This window comes from Halomonas sp. DP5N14-9 (assembly GCF_019802175.1).
Taxonomy (GTDB): domain Bacteria; phylum Pseudomonadota; class Gammaproteobacteria; order Pseudomonadales; family Halomonadaceae; genus Halomonas; species Halomonas litopenaei.
In genome coordinates, this window is sequence record NZ_JAHVHR010000030.1 from 203212 (window position 1) to 224475 (window position 21264).

Below are 21264 nucleotides of genomic sequence, written 5' to 3' on the forward strand. Positions count from 1 at the left end.
TCAAACTTGGTAATGGAAAGCGACGCAGCCCTTAGGACTTCGGACGCTTGGTGCCGTACTTGGAACGGCCCTGACGACGGTTCTGGACACCGGAGGTGTCGAGAGCGCCGCGAACGGTGTGATAACGCACACCCGGAAGGTCCTTTACTCGACCGCCACGAATCAGGACCACAGAGTGCTCCTGGAGGTTGTGGCCTTCACCGCCGATGTAAGAGGACACCTCGTAGCCGTTGGTCAGGCGCACACGGCAGACCTTCCGCAGTGCGGAGTTCGGCTTCTTCGGGGTGGTGGTGTAGACGCGGGTGCAGACGCCGCGCTTCTGCGGGCAGGCCTGAAGCGCAGGCACGTCGGTCTTCGCGGCCTGACGCTTGCGCGGCTTGCGCACGAGCTGATTAATCGTTGCCATAGCTGTTAGCTGACTCCAATGGGTTGCCTAAGCCTTTTCACAGTGGCGCGGATACACCCACCCCACTGTTAAAGGCTGCGCATTCTACTGGCTGATGCCAAGGCGCGTCAAGCCCGGAGCCGCAAAGGCTCCAGGCTTTTTGCCGACATCAGATCTCGTCGTCGTCCGAGTCCAGCGCGGTGAGCTGGGCGCCCAGCTCCTGCTCGACGTCGTAGGCCGACGGCTGGAGCAGTCGCTCGGTGTCTTCACGCTTGCGACGACGCTCCTCGTGGTGGGTCAGACCGGTACCGGCCGGGATCAGACGTCCCACCACCACGTTTTCCTTCAGGCCGCGCAGGTAGTCGCGCTTGCCGGTGACCGCCGCTTCGGTCAGCACGCGGGTCGTCTCCTGGAAGGAGGCCGCAGAGATGAACGACTCGGTGGCCAGGCTGGCCTTGGTGATACCCAGCAGCAGGCGCTGGTACTTGGCCGGGAACTTGTCATTGGCCTGGAGCACGGCATTCTGCTCCAGCACACGGACCAGCTCGACCTGATCACCCGGAATGAAGTCGGAGTCACCGGCGTCGGTGATCTCGACCTTGCGCAGCATCTGACGCACGATCACTTCGATGTGCTTGTCGTTGATGCCAACGCCCTGCAGACGATAGACGTCCTGTACCTCGGCCACGATGTACTTGGCCAGCTCGGCGATGCCGAGCAGTCGCAGGATGTCGTGCGGGTTGCTCGGACCATCCGAGATCACCTCGCCCTTCTCGACCGTCTCGCCCTCGAACACCGCGATCTGACGCCACTTGGGAATCAGCATCTCGAAGGGGTCGCCTTCGGACGGGGTGATGGTCAGACGACGCTTGCCCTTGGTTTCCTTGCCGAAGCTGATCACACCGCTGATCTCGGCCAGGATGGACGGCTCCTTCGGCTTGCGCGCCTCGAACAGGTCGGCCACGCGCGGCAGACCACCGGTGATGTCCTTGTTGCCGGACGCCTCCACCGGGATACGCGCGACGATCTCACCGATGCCGATGGACGAGCCATTGTCGACGGTGACGATCGCCTTGCCGGGCAGCGGGTACTGCACCGGAGTGTCGCTGCCGGAGACGGTCACCGGCTTGCCGGCGGTGTCGTTGAGCATGATCATCGGGCGCTTGTCGCGACCGGCCATCGGCCGCGCCGCGGACTCGATGATCTCGATCGAGGACAGACCGGTCATCTCGTCGACGCTGCGGTGCATGGTCAGGCCTTCGTCCATGTCGACGTAGTGCACCTGGCCTTCCGCTTCGGCGACGATCGGGTGGGTGTGCGGATCCCACTTGGCCACGGCCTGGCCGGGATCGACCGCATCACCGTCACGCACCGAAAGCTCGGCACCGTAAGGCAGCTTGTAGTACTCACGCTCGCGGCCATGCTCGTCGGCCACCGCCAGGGCGCTGGAGCGCGACACCACGACCAGCTTGCCGTCGGCGCGTTCCACGTACTTGATGTTGTGCAGGCGCACCTTGCCGCCATGCTTGACCTGGACGCTGTCCACCGCAGAGGCCCGCGAGGCGGCACCACCGATGTGGAAGGTACGCATGGTCAGCTGGGTACCCGGCTCACCGATGGACTGGGCGGCGATGACGCCGGCCGACTCACCGATGTTGACCTGGTGGCCGCGGGCCAGATCGCGCCCGTAACAGGACGAACACACACCGTGACTGGTTTCACAGGTGATGGTGCTGCGCACGATGATCTCGTCGACGCCCATGGTGTCGAGTTGCTCGCACCAGGCCTCGTCCAGCAGGGTGCCACGCGGAATCAGCACTTCGTCGGTACTCGGGTCGATGACGTCCTGAGCGACCACTCGGCCGAGTACACGCTGGGCCAGCGAGACGATGATGTCGCCGCCTTCGATGACCGGGTGCAGGGTCAGGCCACGCTCGGTGCCACAGTCGACCTCGGTGATGACCACGTCCTGGGCGACGTCGACCAGACGACGGGTCAGGTAACCGGAGTTGGCGGTCTTCAGAGCGGTATCCGCCAGACCCTTACGCGCACCGTGGGTCGAGATGAAGTACTGGAGTACGTTCAGACCTTCACGGAAGTTGGCGACGATCGGGGTCTCGATGATCGAGCCATCCGGCTTGGCCATCAGACCACGCATACCCGCCAGCTGGCGGATCTGGGCGGCGCTACCACGGGCACCGGAGTCGGCCATGATGAACACGCTGTTGAAGGAGTCCTGTTCGACTTCCTTGCCTTCGCGGTCGATCACGGTCTCCTTGGAGATGCCCGCCATCATCGCCTTGGCGACCTGGTCGTTGGCACGCGCCCAGATATCGATGACCTTGTTGTACTTCTCACCCGCGGTCACCAGACCGGAGGAGAACTGGTCCTCGATTTCCTTGACCTCTTCCTCGGCCGCCTCGACGATCTCGGCCTTGGCGTCCGGGATGACGAAGTCGTTGACGCCGATGGAGGCGCCGGACCAGGTGGCCAGACGGAAGCCGGTGTACATCAACTGGTCGGCGAAGATGACCGCGGCCTTGAGACCGGCGCGACGATACACTTCGTTGATCAGCTTGGAGATGGCCTTCTTCTTCATGGCCTGGTCGACCAGATCGAAGGGCACCCCTTGCGGCAGGATGCGGAACAGCAGCGCACGGCCGACGGTGGTGTCACGCAGACGGCGGTGCTCGGAGCGCTCGCCGGTCTCTTCGTCGATGTCGACCTCGTCCAGGCGCACCTTGACGCGGGCGTGCAGCGACACGTTCTGGGTGCCGAAGGCGCGCTCGACCTCGTTGAGGTCGGAGAACACCATGCCCTCGCCCTTGGCGTTGATGCGCTCGCGGGTCATGTAGTACAGACCCAGCACCACGTCCTGGGACGGCACGATGATCGGCTCGCCGTTGGCCGGTGACAGCACGTTGTTGGTGGCCATCATCAGCGCGCGCGCTTCGAGCTGGGCTTCCAGCGTCAGCGGCACGTGCACGGCCATCTGGTCACCGTCGAAGTCGGCGTTGTAGGCGGCACACACCAGCGGGTGCAGCTGGATCGCCTTGCCTTCGATCAACAGCGGCTCGAACGCCTGGATACCGAGACGGTGCAGGGTCGGGGCGCGGTTCAAAAGCACCGGGTGCTCGCGGATGACGTCGGCGAGGATGTCCCACACCTCCGGCAGCTCGCGCTCGACCATCTTCTTGGCGGCCTTGATGGTGGACGCCTGGCCGCTGGCCTGCAGCTTGGAGTAGATGAACGGCTTGAACAGCTCAAGCGCCATCTTCTTGGGCAGACCGCACTGGTGCAGACGCAGGGTTGGGCCCACGGTGATGACCGAGCGGCCGGAGTAGTCGACGCGCTTACCCAGCAGGTTCTGACGGAAACGCCCCTGCTTGCCCTTGATCATGTCGGCCAGCGACTTCAACGGACGCTTGTTGGAGCCGGTGATGGCGCGACCGCGACGACCGTTGTCGAGCAGCGCATCGACGGATTCCTGCAGCATGCGCTTTTCGTTGCGCACGATGATGTCCGGCGCATTGAGGTCGAGCAGACGCTTCAAGCGGTTGTTGCGGTTGATCACGCGACGGTACAGATCGTTGAGATCCGAGGTCGCGAAGCGGCCGCCATCCAGCGGTACCAGCGGACGCAGGTCCGGCGGCAGCACGGGCAGCACTTCCATCACCATCCACGCCGGATCGTTGCCGGAGCCCTGGAAGGCTTCGAGCAGCTTCAGACGCTTGGACAGCTTCTTGATCTTGGTCTCGGAGTTGGTCTGCGGGATCTCTTCGCGCAGACGCTCGATCTCTTCCTCGAGATCGATATCCTTGAGCATCGCCTGGACGGCCTCGGCACCCATACGGGCGTCGAAGTCATCGCCGAACTCCTCGAGGGCCTCGAAGTACTGCTCGTCGTTGAGCAGCTGGCCACGCTCGAGGGTGGTCATGCCGGGATCGACGACCATGAAGCTCTCGAAATAGAGCACGCGCTCGATGTCGCGCAGGGTCATGTCCATCAGCATGCCGATGCGAGACGGCAGCGACTTCAGAAACCAGATGTGGGCGACCGGACTTGCCAGCTCGATGTGCCCCATGCGCTCGCGGCGCACGGCGGCCTTGGTGACTTCGACGCCGCACTTTTCGCAGATGATGCCGCGGTGCTTCATGCGCTTGTACTTGCCGCACAGGCACTCGTAGTCCTTCACCGGACCGAAGATCTTGGCGCAGAACAGGCCATCACGCTCGGGCTTGAAAGTCCGGTAGTTGATGGTCTCCGGCTTCTTGACCTCGCCAAAGGACCAGGAGCGGATCATGTCCGGCGACGCGAGCGTGATCTTGATCGCGTCGAACTCGTCGGACTGTGACTGCGATTTGAGGACTTTCACCAAATCTTTCATTAGGTCGGCTCCGTTGCGGAGTTGTCATGGGCGGGGAGCTATTGCTCCCCGCGGACCGTCATTCATTGAAGCGCCTTTCGGGCCGCCTCAGCTCTCCAGTTCGATATCGATGCCCAGCGAGCGGATTTCCTTCACCAATACGTTGAAGGATTCCGGCATGCCCGCCTGCATGGTGTGATCGCCATCCACGATGCTCTTGTACATCTTGGTACGACCTTCCACGTCATCGGACTTGACCGTGAGCATTTCCTGCAGAGTGTAAGCGGCGCCGTAGGCCTCCAGGGCCCAGACCTCCATCTCACCAAAGCGCTGACCACCGAACTGCGCCTTGCCGCCCAGCGGCTGCTGGGTGACCAGCGAGTAGGAGCCGGTGGAACGCGCGTGCATCTTGTCGTCGACCAGGTGGTTGAGCTTCAGCATGTACATGTAGCCCACCGTCACCGGACGATCGAACGACTCGCCGGTACGCCCGTCGTACAGGGTCATCTGGCCGGAATCCGGCAGATCGGCTAGCTTCAGCAGGTGCTTGATCTCGTGCTCCTTGGCACCGTCGAACACCGGCGTCGCCATCGGCACGCCCTTCTTCAGGTTCTTGGCCAGCGCGATGATCTCGTCATCGGACAGCGACTCGATCTCCTCGACGCGGGTACCCTGGGTGGAGTTGTAGACCTCTCCGAGGAACTCGCGCAGCTGAGCCAGCTGCTGCTCGCGGGCGTCACGCAGCATGTGCTCGATCTTCACGCCGAGACCGCGGGCCGCCATGCCCAGGTGCGTCTCGAGGATCTGACCGACGTTCATCCGCGACGGTACACCCAGCGGGTTCAGCACCACGTCGATGGGCTCACCGTTGTCGTCGAACGGCATGTCCTCGATCGGCATGATAGCCGAGATGACACCCTTGTTACCGTGACGGCCGGCCATCTTGTCACCCGGCTGCAGGCGACGCTTGATCGCCAGGTAGACCTTGACGATCTTGAGCACGCCCGGTGCCAGATCGTCGCCCTGGGTGAGCTTGCGCTTCTTGTCTTCGAAACGCTCGTCCATTTCCTTGCGACGGTTCTCGAGCTGCTCGTCGGCCTGAGCCAGCAGTTCATTGAGCTTCTCGTCCTGCATGCGCAGCTTGAACCACTGCTGACGCGGCAGCTCCTCGAGATAGTCCTCGGACAGCACATCATCCTTGGACAGGCGCGGACCACCGTTGACCGGCTGACCGGACAGGGTGCGCTTGAGACGCTCGAAGGTGGCGTCCTCGGCGATGCGGTAGGTCTCCTGCAGGTCCTTACGCACCTCGTCGAGCTGCATCTGCTCGATGGACAGAGCGCGCGAGTCCTTCTCGACGCCGTCGCGGGTGAACACCTGAACGTCGATGACGGTGCCCTTCATGCCGGTGGGGGCACGCAGAGAGGTGTCCTTCACGTCGGACGCCTTCTCACCGAAGATCGCACGCAGCAGCTTCTCTTCCGGGGTCAGCTGGGTCTCGCCCTTGGGCGTGACCTTGCCGACCAGGATGTCGCCGGCGCCGACCTCGGCACCGATGTACACCACACCGGCCTCATCCAGCTTGCCCAGTGCCGATTCACCGACGTTGGGGATATCGGAGGTGATCTCCTCCGGCCCCAGCTTGGTGTCACGGGACACACAGGTCAGTTCCTGGATGTGGATAGTAGTGAAACGGTCTTCCTGGACCACTCGCTCGGACAGCAGGATGGAGTCCTCGAAGTTGTAGCCGTTCCACGGCATGAAGGCGATGCGCATGTTCTGGCCAAGCGCCAGGTCACCCATGTCGACGGACGGACCGTCGGCCAGGATGTCACCACGCGCGACGTTGTCGCCGGGGCGAACGATCGGACGCTGGTTCTGGCAGGTGTTCTGGTTCGAACGCAGGTACTTGGTCAGGTTGTAGATGTCGACACCGGCCTCACCGCCGATGATCTCGTCTTCGTTGACCCGCACCACGATGCGCTTGGCGTCGACCGAGTCGATCACGCCGCCACGACGGGCCACGGCACAGACACCGGAGTCACGGGCGACGAAGCGCTCCATGCCGGTACCGACCAGCGGCTTGTCGGCACGCAGGGTCGGCACCGCCTGACGCTGCATGTTGGCACCCATCAGGGCGCGGTTGGCGTCATCGTGCTCGAGGAACGGAATCAGTGCGGCGGCGACGGACACCACCTGACGCGGAGACACGTCCATCAGCGTCACCTGTTCGGGACGCATGAAGGTGGTCTCGCCGCGGTGACGCACCTGGACCAGATCGTCGACCAGCTTCTTGTCGGCGTTGACGGTGGCCGAGGCCTGGGCGATGACGAAGTCACCTTCCTCGATGGCCGACAGGTGCACCACCTCGTCGGTGACCACACCATCCACGACCTTACGGTACGGCGTCTCGAGGAAGCCGTAGCTGTTGGTGTGGCTGTAGGTCGCCAGCGAGTTGATCAGGCCGATGTTCGGACCTTCCGGCGTCTCGATCGGGCAAAGACGGCCGTAGTGGGTAGCGTGAACGTCACGCACCTCGAAACCGGCGCGCTCACGGGTCAGGCCACCCGGGCCGAGAGCGGACACACGACGCTTGTGGGTCACCTCGGACAGCGGGTTGTTCTGGTCCATGAACTGGGACAGCTGAGAGGAGCCGAAGAACTCCTTCACCGCAGCGGCCACCGGCTTGGCATTGATCAGGTCCTGAGGCATCAGGCCTTCGCTCTCGGCCATGGACAGACGCTCCTTGACCGCGCGCTCGACACGCACCAGGCCGACACGGAACTGGTTTTCTGCCATTTCGCCGACGCAGCGGATGCGGCGGTTGCCCAGGTGGTCGATGTCGTCGACATCGCCAAAGCCGTTACGAATGTTGATCAGCTCGCGCAGCACGTCGAGGATGTCGGTACGATCCAGCACACCGGAACCGGTGTCGGAATCACGACGCAGACGACGGTTGAACTTCATCCGGCCGACGCCGGACAGGTCATAGCGGTCTTCGCTGAAGAACAGGTTGTTGAACAGCGTCTCGGCGGCTTCCTTGGTGGGCGGCTCGCCGGGGCGCATCATGCGGTAGATCTCGACCAGCGCCTCGAGCTGGGAACCGGTGGTGTCCAGCTTGAGGGTGTCGGAGACGAAGGGACCGCAGTCCAGATCGTTGGTGTAGAGCGTCTCGATGGTGGTGATGCCGGCCTGACCGAGGGCCTCGAGCAGCTCCGGGGTGATCTCGGAGTTGCAGGGGCAGATCAGCTCGCCGGTGGCGGGGTTGATCTGATCCTTGGCCAGGGTCTTGCCGAACAGGTAGTCCATCGGCACTTCCAGACGCTCGAGACCCGCCTTCTCCAACTGGCGGATATGCTTCTGGGTGACACGACGACCCTCTTCGACGATGACCTCACCGTCGGCGCCCTTGATGTCAAAGGTCGCGGTCTCGCCACGCAGGCGAGACGGCACCAGCTCCACCGAGAAGCCGGACTTCTCGATATGGAAGGTGCTGGTGTCGAAGAACTCGTCGAGGATCTCCTCGGCGCTCATGCCCAGCGCGCGCAGCAGCACGGACGCCGGCAGTTTGCGACGACGGTCGATACGCACGAAGACGTTGTCCTTCGGGTCGAACTCGAAGTCCAGCCAGGAGCCGCGGTAAGGAATCACGCGAGCGGAGTACAAAAGCTTACCGGAGCTGTGGCTCTTGCCCTTGTCGTGATCGAAGAACACGCCGGGACTACGGTGAAGCTGAGACACGATGACGCGCTCGGTACCGTTCACCACGAAGGTACCGTTCTCGGTCATCAGGGGGATCTCCCCCATGTAGACTTCCTGCTCCTTGATGTCCTTGATGGCCTTGTTCGACGACTCCTTGTCGTAGATGATCAGGCGAACCTTGACACGCAGAGGAGCGGAGTAGGTGACGCCGCGCAGCTGGCATTCCTTGACGTCGAAGGCCGGAGTGCCGAAACGATAGCTGACGTACTCGAGCGCAGCGTTGCCGGAGAAGCTCTCGATCGGGAACACGGACCTGAAGGCGGCGTGCAGGCCGACTTCCATGCGCTCTTCGGGAGAGCGGTCCTGCTGGAGAAAGTCGTAGTAGGAATCAAGCTGGATGGCCAGCAGGTAAGGCACATCCATCACTTGGGGCAGTTTGCCGAAATCCTTGCGGATGCGTTTTTTCTCAGTGTATGAGTAAGCCATCTGTATTCCCCAGCTTGTTCACCATGGGTGACCGATGCGTGTCGGCGCCACCCGACGGACGGTCTCCGTCAGGCGCTGACGGCAAGTCCTCGGATGAGTGACTCGCCGTCGGAATTCTGCAAGCTACAGGCCCTTGGGGGCAGGCAGCTAGTGACAACAGAAAAAGGCCGGTAGCGGGCGTCCCGCCACCAGCCGTGGAAGCTTACGCAGCGCGTAAAGCCATGGGCACAAGGATTACTTGAGCTCCACGGACGCGCCGGCTTCTTCCAGCTTCTTCTTGGCTTCTTCCGCGTCGTCCTTGCTCATCGCTTCCTTGATGGTCGCCGGCGCGCCGTCGACGGCACCCTTGGCTTCCTTCAGGCCGAGACCAGTGATCTCGCGGACGGCCTTGATGACGTTGACCTTCTTGTCGCCAGCGGAGGTCAGCACCAGGTCGAACTCGGTCTGCTCTTCGGCAGCGGCGGCTTCGCCACCAGCGCCCGGGCCAGCCACGACAGCAGCAGCGGCGCTAACGCCGAACTTCTCTTCCATGGCTTCGATCAGCTCGACGACTTCCATGACGGACATGTCGGAGACGGCGTTGATGATATCTTCTTTGGTCAGTGCCATTGTCTAGATTCCTAACTTTGCGGGCGTCTCGGTCACCCGAGAACGCGAAATGGATCGTGGTCGGTCGACAGGACGACGCCTTAAGCGGCTTCTTCCTGCTTCTGGTCGCGCAGCGCAGCGAGAGTACGAACCAGCTTGCCGGCAGAAGCTTCCTTCATGACGGACATCAGCTTGGCGATCGCCTCATCGTAGGTCGGCAGGGTCGCCAGACGGTCGATATCGCTTGCCGGGATCAGCTCACCTTCATAGGCCAGCGCCTTGACTTCGAAGTTCTTCTCATCCTTGGCGAACTCCTTGAACAGACGAGCGGCAGCGCCCGGATGTTCGTTGGAGAAGGCCAGCAGAGTCGGACCAACGAAGGTCTCTGACAGGCACTCCCAGGGAGTACCGGTCAGGGCGCGGCGTGCCAGGGTGTTGCGCACAACACGCACCTGGACGCCATTCTCGCGAGCCTGCTTACGCAGTTCGGTCATCTTGTGGACCGCGACGCCGCGAGAGTCGGCAACTACGACGGAGAGTGCATCCTTGGCGACTTCACTGACCTCGGCAACAATTGCCTTCTTGCCTTCGAGTGCTAGTGCCACTGTGATCACTCCTTCGTGCCGGAACCCGAGGGCTCCGATGGTTACCATCTCCCCTTCCGTAGAAGAGGGGCTTCAATGATGGTGCTCACCAGATGCCTGGCGGCAACACCATCTGCGCAGGTGCCCGGGGGCGATTAAGCCGCCGGCAGACCCGAAGGTCAGGCGGCGGCGCCTGCGGTCTTTGACGGTGCCCCGCCGGCCGGGTGAATCACCCGGCACGGGGACCGCAAAGTGTCTTGCCTGTTGTGTCGCATCACACCAGCGCGGAGTGATCGACGGTCAGACCCGGGCCCATGGTGGTGGACAGGGTCATCTTCTTGAAGTACACGCCCTTGGAAGTGCTCGGCTTGAGCTTCTTCAGGTCGGCGAGCAGCGCATCCAGGTTGCCCTTGATGGCGTCGGCTTCGAAATCGACCTTGCCCAGGGTGGTGTGGATGATGCCGTTCTTGTCGGTACGGAAACGCACCTGACCGGCCTTGGCGTTCTTGACGGCGGTAGCGACGTCGGGGGTCACGGTGCCGACCTTGGGGTTCGGCATCAGGCCACGCGGACCCAGGATCTGACCCAGCTGGCCGACGACACGCATGGCGTCCGGCGAGGCAATGACCACGTCGAAGTCGAGCTGGCCTTTCTTGACCTGCTCGGCCAGGTCGTCCATACCGACGATGTCGGCACCGGCTTCCTTGGCGGCTTCTTCGTTGGCACCCTGGGTAAAGACGGCAACGCGCACGTCCTTGCCGGTACCGTTGGGCATCACGGTCGCACCGCGAACCACCTGGTCGGATTTACGCGGATCGACGCCCAGGTTGATGGCGACGTCCAGCGACTCCTTGAACTTGACGGTGGACAGCTCGGAGAGCAGAGCCACGGCCTCGTCGATGGAGTAGACCTTGGTGGCGTCAACCTTGTCGCGAATCTGCTTTGCGCGCTTGGTAAGCTTTGCCATGATCAGAGACCCTCCACGTTGAGGCCCATGCTGCGGGCGCTACCGGCAATGGTACGCACCGCGGCGTCGAGATCGGCAGCCGTCATGTCCGGCTCCTTGGTCTTGGCGATCTCTTCGAGCTGCTCGCGGGTCACGGTACCGACCTTCTTCTTGTTCGGCTCACCAGAGCCGGACTTGATGCCAGCGGCCTTCTTCAGCAGCACCGCGGCGGGCGGTGTCTTGGTGACGAAGGTGAAGCTGCGGTCGGAGTAGACGGTGATGACCACGGGAGTCGGGAGACCCGGCTCGATGTTCTGCGTCTCGGCGTTGAACGCCTTGCAGAATTCCATGATGTTGACACCGTGCTGACCCAGCGCGGGACCCACGGGGGGACTCGGGTTGGCCTTACCAGCTGCAACCTGCAGCTTGATGTAAGCCTGTACTTTCTTGGCCATGATGGACTCCAGTTGGGTAGTAGCGCCTTGCGGCTCCCCGGACAAAACGGCCGCCTCTCGAGGCGACCCCTACGCACTGAAAACTTTCAGCACATGACGGCGGGCCTGCCTGAGCAGACCCACCGTAAGAAACTTGTCGACCTACTCCTTCTCGACCTGGGAAAACTCCAGCTCGACGGGAGTGGCGCGCCCGAAGATCAGCACGCTGACCTGCAGACGACTCTTGTCGTAGTTGACCTCTTCGACCACGCCGTTGAAATCGGCGAAGGGGCCATCGATGACGCGCACCGACTGACCGGGCTCGAACATGGTCTTGGGACGCGGCTTTTCGGCCCCATCCCTGACGCGACTGAGAATGGCGTCGGCCTCGCGCTGAGTGATCGCCGCCGGCTTCTCCTTGGTCCCGCCGATAAAGCCCATGACACGGGGCGTCTCGTTGACCAGGTGCCAGGTCTCGTCGACCATTTCCATCTCGACCAGCACATAGCCGGGATAGAACTTGCGCTCACTCTTGCGGCGCTTGCCGTCACGCATCTCGACGACTTCTTCGGTCGGCACCAGAATCTCACCAAAGAGATCTTCCATGCCGTGCATCTTCACACGCTCGATCAGCGAGCGCATGACGTGCTTCTCGAAGCCGGAGTAGGCGTGGACGACGTACCAACGCTTGGACATGAAGACTCCTAACCGATGACGCCGGACATCGCCCAGCTGAGCAGCGTGTCGATCAACCAGAGCAGCAGCCCGACCACCAGCACAGCCACCAGCACGATGGCGGTGGTCTGGATGGTCTCGGGGCGCGTCGGCCAGACGACACGTTGAATTTCCTTCCTGGCGCTCTGCGCCAGCTCCACCAATTCACGCCCCTTGGTGGTGGTCAATGCGACCAGGGCAGCAACGACAGACAGGGCAACAACGCCCAGAACACGATACAGAAGCGGCTGGTCGGCAAAGTAGGTGTTGCCAACGACGGCCAGCACCAGAAGAACGACGACAACCGCCCACTTGAGCCCGTCGTGGCGCGACTCCTGCACCTCGGCGTTATGCTTCATGAAAACGAGACTCCTCAGGGCGCGGCAATCGAAACACGAAAGTATATAAAAAACTGCCAGCCTGGGGAAGACTGGCAGGCCAGGAGGGAATCGAACCCCCAACCTGCGGTTTTGGAGACCGCTGCTCTGCCAATTGAGCTACTGGCCTGTACTCGATGCAAACCACCCTTTGCGGGCAGCCTCTGCAACAGCGGGCGCCATGATAGCGAAACGGATCTCGCCTGGCAACCCCCTCCGCCCTGCAGACGCGGCGGAGAAAGAAAAAGCGAGCCTAGGCTCGCTTTTCTTAGATGGAGCTCATGGACGGATTTGAACCGTCGACCTCACCCTTACCAAGGGTGTGCTCTACCCCTGAGCTACATGAGCGCACTCTTCGGCAATCCAACTACTTCACATTGCCTGAACTCTGGAGCGGGCAGCGGGGATCGAACCCGCATCATCAGCTTGGAAGGCTGAGGTTCTACCATTGAACTATGCCCGCAAAATCGGTACTAAACCTTCTTTGCTGAAGCAAAGCCCACCGAACCCAAACCAGCCTGGCAGCGTCCGACCGCCTGCTCCACATCAACCAGAAACCACAACTCTGATCGATCAAAATCTGGTGGAGGGGGAAGGATTCGAACCTTCGAAGCTTTCGCGGCAGATTTACAGTCTGCTCCCTTTGGCCACTCGGGAACCCCTCCAACTGGCGACGTATTTTATCGCCCTGCTCCGAGAAATCAAGTGGTTGCTTTAAAAGAATCAAGCTGTACGCAAAACTCTTACAACCTATCTCGACGGCAGCCTGCAACCCGCGGGTCGCTGTACCTCGGAACGCGGCGCATTGTGTCAAAGCAGAATGGATAACGCAAGGCTTCCATAGGCTTTTTTTACGGCGCACCGGAAAACCACGGTCACAGCAGCATCGAAAACGCCAGGCCCGCGCGGATCTTTTCCAGCGCTACGGGCGCGGGTGGCACCGGCGCCCCCGCCATCTTGCCGGCACGTTCTGCTGCCGTCAGAGGGAAACACGCTTCAAGACCGGCGTAGACCATGTCCGGCCAGATCGCGTGGGGTACGCGAATACCACGAGACACCACCCTGGCATCGCCGCCGGTGACCAGCATGGGTAGCGCCACCCCCTCACGGTCGCAGACCTCGCTGTAGATCCGATTGACCGCGCTGACAGCGGCCATGTAGATGCCGTGATTGACCGCCTCTACCGTGCGCCGCCCAGGAGCGAGCAGCTCGTCTGCCTCGCTGTCCGGATCGATGGCCACGTTGCGGGTGCCCAACTTCAGGCTTTCTTTCATCAGACGCAGCCCCGGCAGGATGTACCCCCCGAGATGACGCCCGCCTGGCAGCACGAAGTCGATGGTGATGGCACTGCCACAGTCCACCGTGCAGCTGGCACCGGCGAGCTGATAGCCCGCCAGCACCCCCATCCAGCGATCCACGCCCAGTCGACCCGGCTCGTGATAGCCGTTGGTGACGCCCAGTGCTTCGTGGCAGGAGCGCGCCACGTGCACCGAACGCACCCGGTCCTTGAGCAGCGACTCGGTCTGCGCCAGCACCGAACGCCTCGCTACACTGGAAATGCGCACCGTCTCGACCACGTCGAGGTCGGGAATGTCCGACCCGGGCTTCCACTCCTCCCGGGTCCACACCGCGCCCCTGGAGCGAATCTCGCTGCTGTCAGCGTCCTTCAGGCGCCACTTGGACAGGGTATTGCCGATATCCAGATCAAGAATCATGGGCGAGCCCGCACGCTGATCTCTCCTCCCACCAGGCGCTCTTGCCGCTCTCCGTCAACGCCCTTGCGCACCCAGAGATTGCCACTGCCATCCACGTCTCCTGCCTGGGCCAGCTCGCGCTGCTCCCCTCGAATGATTTCGATGTCCCAACCGGCAAAGGCGTGACGTGCGTTCCAGGCGTCGCGCCAGGCATCGAACCCCTGCTCCTCGAAACCTGCCAGCATGCCCAGCAGACCGTCCAGCAATTCGGCCGCCAGCACGTTACGGGATAGCCCTGGAGCCTGATCATGCACACAAGCGACCGGCTGATCGATCTTCGCCCGGAAGCTCTCCGGCAGATCCACGTTGATGCCCATGCCGAGCACCACCTCGCAGGGGCCGGCGGCGTCACCGCTCATCTCGACCAGAATACCGGCCAGCTTGCCAAAGCCCTGCTGACCCGCCCCCTGCCCGGTCGCTCCCTGCTCATCCAATCCTTGCTGAGCCGACCCTTGCGGGCCCAAGGGCAACAGCACGTCGTTGGGCCACTTCAGCCCGGGCTTGAGCCCATGGCGTTCCAGCACCTGGGCCAGCACCACACCGATGGCCAGGCTGAGGCCTTCCAGGGCAGCGACACCCGAATCGAAGCGCCAGCCCACGGAGCACATCAGCGTGCGCCCCCAGGGGGTCGTCCAGGTGCGCCCGCGCCGCCCACGGCCGGCGCTCTGCTGTTCGACCAGGCAGGCCTCAGCGTGCCCTGCTCCCTGACGAAAACGCTCGCGCAGGAACTCGTTGCTCGAGGGCAGGGTGTCTTCCACGAAGAGGCGCGAGAGGTGCCGACGCGACTCGCGTGACAACGCGGCTACCACCGAGGGCCCATCGAGCAGCTCAAGGGGTTCGGCTAGCCGATACCCCTGCCCCTTGACCGCCTCCATGGGGATGCCGAGATCCTCAAGCTTGCGCAGCTGCTTCCACACCGCCGCCCGCGACACGCCCAGCTTTTCCCCCAGCTGCTGGCCGGAGTGGAACTCGCCGTCACTCAACAGCCGAATCAGCTCACCAATGGTCATCCCTCGCCCCTTCCACGGGAAAAGGGCATAGTCTATCGAATGTCGCCTGTCGCCGGAAATCCACGCGTCTGCAACACTCCTGTGGGTGTGCCTCTGAGCAACTCCTCCAGGTGTTACGAGCACCGGCGGGCGGTGGCGAGCAAAAGGAAAAAGGCACCATGCAAGCGTCCGCCACTCTGCTCGATTGTAGCCACGCGGACAATGCCCGAGCCTGGACTCGAAAGTCCTCCACAACGCCAATGCCAGCCGCCTACTGACTGGCCACTGCGTCGCTGCTTGCTGCATCGAAGCAGCAATATCTGATGGGCGAAGCCCGCCCTGTACGCTATTGCTGCAGGCGCAACGAACCAGCCACCAGGCCGGCGTCTTCACGACACCATGGCTTCGATGCTCTTGCGCGTGGCACCGACCAGGTTGTCGAAGGCGGCCAGAGCGGCCTGCTCATCACGCCGCCGCATGGCCTCGAGCAGGTCTTCGTGGTGGGCAAAACTTGCGTCAAAGACTTCATGACGATCGTCCGGCGAGTCCCAGGACAGGTACAGCTCGTCGTGCATCATCTGGATCAGCCCGACCAGCACGCGATTGCCGCAGGCCTGATAGATCGCCAGGTGAAAGGCCGCGTCGGCCTCGCTGACCGCGAGGAAATCCTCCCTCGCCCGAGCACGTCGATAGTCATCCAGGTGGCCGGCCATGGCCTCGAAGGCGGCCTCTTCGGCGTGCCGCACGGCCAGCAGGATGGCCTGAGCCTCCAGCGCCTGGCGAACCTCGAGCATCTCCAGCAGATGCGCCCTGGCGTCGTGGATGCCAAGACTGGCCAGCAGTTGAAAGGTCCGCTGTTCGCTGACGAAGATCCCCTTGCCGTTGACCACCTCGATGATGCCCTCGGCCTGGAGCTTCTTGAGGCCCTCCCGGAGGGTAGATCGACCTACCTCCAGGCGCTCCATCCACTCCCCCACCGAAGGTAGGCGCGCCCCCGGCGCCAACTGCTCTTTGGCGATATAGGCGCTGATCTCTCCGGCGACGGTGTCCGATAAGTAGAGTCGTTTCATGACGTTGGCATCCAGGCAGGAAAGGCGTCCAGGGGCCTGATCGACGGTAACGGCAAACCTCTTCTGGATCAATTGTGGGGCCAGCAGGGCCGTGCTAGCTTAGCTATCAGACAGGCTGATAGCTCAATCCACCCTGCTTGCGGAGACCGCACCGTGGACCCACAGGATCGCCATATCTGTAGTCACGCCTTCGAACACCGCCAGGATCATCACGGCGCCGTGGCACCTCCCGTCTACCAGACCAGCATCTTCACCTTCCCGGACCTCGAAAGCTTCAGCCGCGCACAGCTGGCCGAACGCGACCACTTCATCTATAGCCGCGGGCTCAATCCCACCGTCAAGTTGCTGGAAGACAAGCTGGCGGCGCTGGAACGTGGCCAGGCCTGCAAGGCCTTTGCCTCCGGCATGGGCGCCATCTCCGCCACGCTATTCTCGCTGCTGAAGCACGGCGACCACGTCCTGCGCATCAACCAGACCTACGGGCCGAGCGTCGAGTTGCTCGACCATATGGCCCGCTACGGCGTCAGCCACGACGGTATTGGCGGTGATCAGGATGTGAGCGACCACCTGCGGCCCGAGACCCGCCTGATCTACATCGAGAGTCCGTCATCGCTGCGCATGGAGCTGGCCGACCTCGAGGCTATCTCCGCCATCGCCCGGAAACGCGGCATCCTCACGCTGATCGACAACACCTGGGCCACCCCGCTGTTCCAGAAGCCGCTTACCCACGGCATCGATATGGTGGTGCACTCGCTGTCGAAGTACATCGGCGGGCACAGCGACGTGGTCGGCGGCGCAGTCATCGCCGACGCCGAGCTGATCGACAGGCTCTTCGCCAACGGTCACCAGTTGCTGGGCGCCGCTCTGTCGCCCCACAGCGCCTCGCTGATCCTGCGCGGTCTACGCACCCTGCCGGTGCGCATGGCCGAGCATCAGCGCAACGCCTTGGCGGTCGCCCGTTTTCTCGCTGACCACCCGCAGGTCGCAGCGGTGCATCACCCGAGCCTCGCCAAAGGCGCCGCCGCCGACTGGGCCGCCCGCCAGCTGCACGGCCATTCGGGCCTGCTCAGCCTTGCGCTTCACCACCCCAGCTACTCGCGCATCGCGAATTTCATCGACGCCCTCGAACTGATGCGTATCGGCGTCAGCTGGGGCGGCTACGAAAGTCTCGCGCTGTCTCCCATGCGCCCCGACGGCAGCGGCCAGCCGCTGATTCGCCTGGCCATCGGGCTTGAACACATCGACGACATCATCGACGACCTCGAGCGGGGGTTCGCCGCGCTCGACCGCTGATCACCACGAGGAGGACATCCCATGCCAGCTACACAACGACAACCTGGTCTTGTTCCATCCCTGATACTGCTGACCGCCATCGCCTTCGCCATCGTCTACGGCATCGTGGTGGCGGGCCTACCCACCGAACTGGTGCTGATCACCCTGGGCGCCGCCGCCACCCTGTTCAGTCTGCTGCACGGCGGGACCTGGGAAGGCGTCATGGACATCATGGGCAACAAGGTACGCACCGCCCTGTCCGCGCTACTGGTGCTCTACAGCATCGGTATCATCATCGGCACCTGGATGATCTCGGGCACCATTCCCTACTTCATCTACCATGGCCTGGAGCTGATCGATCCCCGCTACCTGTACGTCATGGCGTTCTTCGGCACCGCCATCGTCTCCACCTTCACCGGCACCTCCTGGGGCTCCGCCGGGACCCTGGGGGTGGCCATCATGGGCATCGCCGCGGCCATGGACATCAACCTGGCGATCACCGCCGGCGCGGTGCTCTCGGGCGCCTACTTCGGCGACAAGCTATCGCCGCTGTCGGACACCACCATCATGGCTTCCATGGTGGTAGGCGAAGACCTGTACCGACACATCCGCCACCTGATGTACACCTCACTGCCCGCCAGCGTGGTGGCCGCTGTGGTCTACCTGATACTCGGCCTCAACATGGACCTGGCAGAGGGCACCCCGGAGGCCATCGCCGCCAGCGCCGAGACCATCGGCGGGCTCTATCAGCTGAATTTCCTGTTGCTGCTGCCGGTGGCCATCGTGCTGTTCGGCTCGGTGCGCAAGAAGCCGACCCTGGTGGTACTGTTCCTGGCCTCGGCCTGCGCCGCCCTGCTGGCGATACTGCTCCAGGGCGCCAGTCCCGAGGCGGTGGCCAAGGCCGCAGTCTCGGGCTTCAACGTCAGCCTGCTGGCCGGCTTCAACCCGGGCCTGGACGTCGCCACCCTGCCCCCGGCACTGGTCAGCCTGCTGAACCGTGGCGGGCTCTACAGCATGCACGGAGCAGTGCTGTTCGCGCTGTGCGCCTTCTTCTTTGCCTCGGCGCTTGAGGCAGCCGGCATCCTCAAGGTCGTGCTCGATCGCAGCCTGGCCTACGTGCGCTCCGCCCGCGGCACTATCCTGGCCTCGCTGGCGGCCAGCAGCACCATCATCCTGGCCACCGGCAACAGCTACGTAACCTTCTTTTTGACCCGTGAGCTGTTCGCCGAGCAATATCGCAAGCGAGGCCTGCACCAGCTCAATCTGTCGCGCAGCATGGAAGACGGCGGCATGATTCCCGAGCCGCTGGCCCCCTGGACCGTCTCCGCCGTCTACATGGTAGGCACCCTGGGTGTCGCCACCCTCGACTACGCTCCATGGGCGCTGTTCAATTACTTGGGTATCGTCTTCTCGATCCTGCTGGCCATGATCGGGCCCTGGACCGGCTGGTTCGGCGTAAAGCGCATCGAGCCCACTGGCGAGGAACAGACCGATTCGGTCACTCCATCAATGAACGCTTCTTCCACCGTCAAATAGGCCCGTCGAACTAGCCCTTCGAACTAGCCCGTCGAACTAGCCCGTCGAACTGGCTCGGCTACATCACCAGCCAACACCACCTCGACACGCAACAGGCCCCCGGCGACTTGGTCGCCGGGGGCCTGTTGCGTTCCGCCAGGTTGCTGTATCGAACAGCGTCAGGCGTGCTGCTTCTCGTGACGCCCTTCGTGGATTTCCTCGACCAGCTTGTGGCAGAAGATATCCAGATCATCAGGCTTACGGCTGGTCACCAGGCCGTTATCCACCACTACCTGCTCGTCGACCCAATCGGCGCCTGCATTGCGCAGATCCTGTTCGACACTCGGGTAGGAGGTCAGCCTGCGACCTTCGACCACCCCGGCGTTGATCAGGATCCAGGGGGCGTGGCAGATCGCTGCCACCGGCTTGTGAGCCTGGAAGAAAGCCTTGACGAAGCTCAAGGCCTTCTCGTCCTGGCGCAGGGCGTCGGGATTGAACAGGCCGCCAGGCAACACCAGAGCGTGATAGTCATGTTCGCTGACATCATCCAGGGCCACGTCGACGTCGTAGGTGTCGCCCCAGTCGTTTTCTGCCCAGGCCTTGATGCCCTTGGCCTCCGGGGAGACCACGTGCACCACGATGCCCTGCTGCTGGAGCTTCGCCTTGGGTACCGCCAGCTCCGACTCCTCGAAACCGTGGGTGGCGAGAATCGCGACACGTTTGCCTTCCACTTGCTGCGTCATGACATCCTCCATGGATCGATAAATCAGACAATCGACTCTATCTGTCACGTGCTTGTACAAGATGGAGGTCCAGCCGCCGTGCTTCAACCCGCGTATCGCACAAGCCTAAATCAAGTTTGTCGGTCGCCACTCTCCCCTTCTGGTGGAAGATTCCGGTGATAGCGCTGGCTTAGCTGCTCGATGACCAGACTTTACAAAACGAATGCCCAACTCCTCCTGGAATTGGGCCTTCTTTTGAATCGATACCTGACGATGACACTTAGACAGCAAGGTCGCTCGCATGGGCGTGAGTCACCCCAGTGCTCTTTACAAGGGCTGCGGCAACGCCGCAAGGGGTGACGAACGACACGAGCCCGCCCTTGAGAAGAGCCAGGCCGGACCGCACCTCGGGGGCGGCGGCGCGGCCCCACATATAAAGAGAGGGGCTGAACTTGTAGAGAGCCATGCATGCGCTCTTTACAAAAAGAAGGCCCAACTACTCTCGGAATTGGGCTTCTTCTGAATAAATGCCTGACGATGACGCTTAGACAACAAGTCCGCTCGCATGGGGGTGAGTCACCCCAGCGCTCTTTACAAGGGCTGCAGCAACGCCGCAAGGGGGGACGAACGACACGAGCCCGCCCTTGAGAAGAGCCAGGCCGGACCGCACCTCGGGGGCGGCGGCGCGGCCCCACATATAAAGAGAGGGGCTGAACTCGTAGAGAGCGCATGTATACGCTCTTTACAAAAAGAAGGCCCAACTCCTCCTGGAATTGGGCCTTCTTTTGAATCGATACCTGACGATGATACTTAGACAGCAAGGTCGCTCGCATGGGGGTGAGTCGCCCCAGGGTTTGCAGCGAAGCTGCAAGGGGGGACGAACGACGCGAGCCTGCGAGCGGCCGGACCGCGCCGAGGGGGTTATCGGCGCGGCCCCACATATAAAAAGCGGGGCTGAACTTGTAGAAAGCCCATGCATGCGCTCTTTACAAAAAGAAGGCCCGACTATCTCTCGATAATCGAGCTTACTTCTGAATAAATGCCTGACGATGACGCTTAGACAGCAAGGTCGCTCGCATGGGGGTGAGTCGCCCCAGGGTTTGCAGCGAAGCTGCAAGGGGGGACGAACGACGCGAGCCTGCGAGCGGCCGGACCGCACGCAGTGCGGCCCCACATATAAAGAGCGGGGTCTGCCCCATGCATACGAAAAAGCCCAACTCCTCTCGGAATTGGGCTTCTTCTGAATAAATGCCTGACGATGACCTACTCTCGCATGGGGAGACCCCACACTACCATCGGCGCTGAGCGGTTTCACTTCTGAGTTCGGCAAGGGATCAGGTGGTTCCCACTCGCTATGGTC

Annotated in this window: 16 protein-coding genes, 4 tRNA genes and 1 rRNA gene; 2 read left to right on the forward strand and 19 right to left on the reverse strand. The window is 62.6% G+C overall.

From position 1 onward, the window contains the following. Positions 1–31 precede the first annotated feature (31 nt). The 16 genes from rpsL to KUW00_RS17365 all read right to left on the reverse strand — a co-directional run bounded on the left by rpsL (position 32) and on the right by KUW00_RS17365 (position 16395). Complete coding sequence (gene rpsL / locus KUW00_RS17290) at positions 32–406, reverse strand: 30S ribosomal protein S12 (RefSeq protein ID WP_045990865.1); 375 nt, start codon at positions 404–406, stop codon at positions 32–34. Positions 407–554: 148 nt separating this feature from the next. Further along, positions 555–4772, reverse strand: coding sequence for a DNA-directed RNA polymerase subunit beta' (rpoC, locus tag KUW00_RS17295; protein ID WP_222569684.1), 4218 nt, complete (start codon positions 4770–4772; stop codon positions 555–557). Between the two features lie 87 nt (positions 4773–4859). Further along, entirely contained in the window at positions 4860–8939 is a 4080-nt protein-coding gene (gene rpoB / locus KUW00_RS17300; RefSeq protein ID WP_045990867.1) for a DNA-directed RNA polymerase subunit beta, read from the reverse strand. Positions 8940–9173: 234 nt separating this feature from the next. Continuing rightward, positions 9174–9548, reverse strand: a complete 375-nt coding sequence (gene rplL / locus KUW00_RS17305; RefSeq protein ID WP_108133877.1) for a 50S ribosomal protein L7/L12 — start codon at positions 9546–9548, stop codon at positions 9174–9176. Between the two features lie 80 nt (positions 9549–9628). Then, on the reverse strand, positions 9629–10132 hold the full coding sequence (rplJ, locus tag KUW00_RS17310) for a 50S ribosomal protein L10 (protein WP_045990869.1): 504 nt from the start codon (positions 10130–10132) through the stop codon (positions 9629–9631). Between the two features lie 253 nt (positions 10133–10385). Next, positions 10386–11078, reverse strand: coding sequence for a 50S ribosomal protein L1 (rplA, locus tag KUW00_RS17315; protein WP_045990870.1), 693 nt, complete (start codon positions 11076–11078; stop codon positions 10386–10388). A 2-nt stretch (positions 11079–11080) separates the two neighbouring features. Next, positions 11081–11512, reverse strand: coding sequence for a 50S ribosomal protein L11 (gene rplK / locus KUW00_RS17320; protein WP_045990871.1), 432 nt, complete (start codon positions 11510–11512; stop codon positions 11081–11083). A gap of 141 nt (positions 11513–11653) precedes the next feature. Continuing rightward, positions 11654–12187: a transcription termination/antitermination protein NusG gene (nusG, locus tag KUW00_RS17325; protein ID WP_045990872.1), complete on the reverse strand. Its 534-nt coding sequence runs from the start codon at positions 12185–12187 to the stop codon at positions 11654–11656. Between the two features lie 8 nt (positions 12188–12195). Then, complete coding sequence (secE, locus tag KUW00_RS17330; RefSeq protein WP_045990873.1) at positions 12196–12564, reverse strand: preprotein translocase subunit SecE; 369 nt, start codon at positions 12562–12564, stop codon at positions 12196–12198. A gap of 72 nt (positions 12565–12636) precedes the next feature. Then, a tRNA-Trp gene (locus tag KUW00_RS17335) sits at positions 12637–12712 on the reverse strand. Between the two features lie 143 nt (positions 12713–12855). Continuing rightward, a tRNA-Thr gene (locus tag KUW00_RS17340) sits at positions 12856–12930 on the reverse strand. Positions 12931–12971: 41 nt separating this feature from the next. Beyond that, positions 12972–13045, reverse strand: a tRNA-Gly gene (locus tag KUW00_RS17345). A gap of 118 nt (positions 13046–13163) precedes the next feature. Continuing rightward, positions 13164–13247, reverse strand: a tRNA-Tyr gene (locus tag KUW00_RS17350). Positions 13248–13457: 210 nt separating this feature from the next. Then, entirely contained in the window at positions 13458–14297 is an 840-nt protein-coding gene (locus KUW00_RS17355) for a type III pantothenate kinase (protein ID WP_045990874.1), read from the reverse strand. Next, a complete protein-coding gene (locus tag KUW00_RS17360; protein ID WP_222517135.1) occupies positions 14294–15346 on the reverse strand; it encodes a biotin--[acetyl-CoA-carboxylase] ligase in 1053 nt (350 codons plus the stop codon). Before KUW00_RS17360 ends, KUW00_RS17355 begins: the two co-directional genes overlap by 4 nt. Before the next feature lie 368 nt (positions 15347–15714). Then, positions 15715–16395, reverse strand: coding sequence for a FadR/GntR family transcriptional regulator (locus KUW00_RS17365; RefSeq protein ID WP_213230097.1), 681 nt, complete (start codon positions 16393–16395; stop codon positions 15715–15717). A gap of 153 nt (positions 16396–16548) precedes the next feature. Between KUW00_RS17365 and KUW00_RS17370 the strand changes: the two genes are divergently transcribed. Together KUW00_RS17370 and nhaC are read left to right on the forward strand one after the other, a co-directional pair. Then, entirely contained in the window at positions 16549–17688 is a 1140-nt protein-coding gene (locus tag KUW00_RS17370) for a trans-sulfuration enzyme family protein (RefSeq protein WP_222569685.1), read from the forward strand. Between the two features lie 21 nt (positions 17689–17709). Next, positions 17710–19203: a Na+/H+ antiporter NhaC gene (gene nhaC / locus KUW00_RS17375; protein ID WP_222569686.1), complete on the forward strand. Its 1494-nt coding sequence runs from the start codon at positions 17710–17712 to the stop codon at positions 19201–19203. A gap of 158 nt (positions 19204–19361) precedes the next feature. Here the strand turns inward: nhaC and KUW00_RS17380 are convergent, their stop codons facing one another. From KUW00_RS17380 to rrf, 3 genes are all read right to left on the reverse strand, one after another. After that, positions 19362–19925 carry a type 1 glutamine amidotransferase domain-containing protein gene (locus KUW00_RS17380; RefSeq protein ID WP_124805273.1) on the reverse strand — a complete coding sequence of 188 codons (564 nt, stop codon included), beginning with the start codon at positions 19923–19925 and terminating at the stop codon, positions 19362–19364. Between the two features lie 259 nt (positions 19926–20184). After that, positions 20185–20370: a hypothetical protein gene (locus tag KUW00_RS17385; RefSeq protein WP_222569687.1), complete on the reverse strand. Its 186-nt coding sequence runs from the start codon at positions 20368–20370 to the stop codon at positions 20185–20187. Positions 20371–21154: 784 nt separating this feature from the next. Beyond that, positions 21155–21264, reverse strand: a 5S ribosomal RNA gene (gene rrf / locus KUW00_RS17390); the annotation flags it as partial.

Coding starts and splice junctions, on each gene's coding strand:
- KUW00_RS17360 (WP_222517135.1), bottom strand. CDS start 15,346: ATGACCATTGGTGAGCTGATTCGGCTGTTGAGTGACGGCGAGTTCCAC.
- rpsL (WP_045990865.1), bottom strand. CDS start 406: ATGGCAACGATTAATCAGCTCGTGCGCAAGCCGCGCAAGCGTCAGGCC.
- rplK (WP_045990871.1), bottom strand. CDS start 11,512: ATGGCCAAGAAAGTACAGGCTTACATCAAGCTGCAGGTTGCAGCTGGT.
- nusG (WP_045990872.1), bottom strand. CDS start 12,187: ATGTCCAAGCGTTGGTACGTCGTCCACGCCTACTCCGGCTTCGAGAAG.
- nhaC (WP_222569686.1), top strand. CDS start 17,710: ATGCCAGCTACACAACGACAACCTGGTCTTGTTCCATCCCTGATACTG.
- rpoB (WP_045990867.1), bottom strand. CDS start 8,939: ATGGCTTACTCATACACTGAGAAAAAACGCATCCGCAAGGATTTCGGC.
- KUW00_RS17380 (WP_124805273.1), bottom strand. CDS start 19,925: ATGACGCAGCAAGTGGAAGGCAAACGTGTCGCGATTCTCGCCACCCAC.
- rplA (WP_045990870.1), bottom strand. CDS start 11,078: ATGGCAAAGCTTACCAAGCGCGCAAAGCAGATTCGCGACAAGGTTGAC.
- KUW00_RS17385 (WP_222569687.1), bottom strand. CDS start 20,370: ATGGCTCTCTACAAGTTCAGCCCCTCTCTTTATATGTGGGGCCGCGCC.
- rpoC (WP_222569684.1), bottom strand. CDS start 4,772: ATGAAAGATTTGGTGAAAGTCCTCAAATCGCAGTCACAGTCCGACGAG.
- secE (WP_045990873.1), bottom strand. CDS start 12,564: ATGAAGCATAACGCCGAGGTGCAGGAGTCGCGCCACGACGGGCTCAAG.
- rplL (WP_108133877.1), bottom strand. CDS start 9,548: ATGGCACTGACCAAAGAAGATATCATCAACGCCGTCTCCGACATGTCC.
- KUW00_RS17355 (WP_045990874.1), bottom strand. CDS start 14,297: ATGATTCTTGATCTGGATATCGGCAATACCCTGTCCAAGTGGCGCCTG.
- KUW00_RS17365 (WP_213230097.1), bottom strand. CDS start 16,395: ATGAAACGACTCTACTTATCGGACACCGTCGCCGGAGAGATCAGCGCC.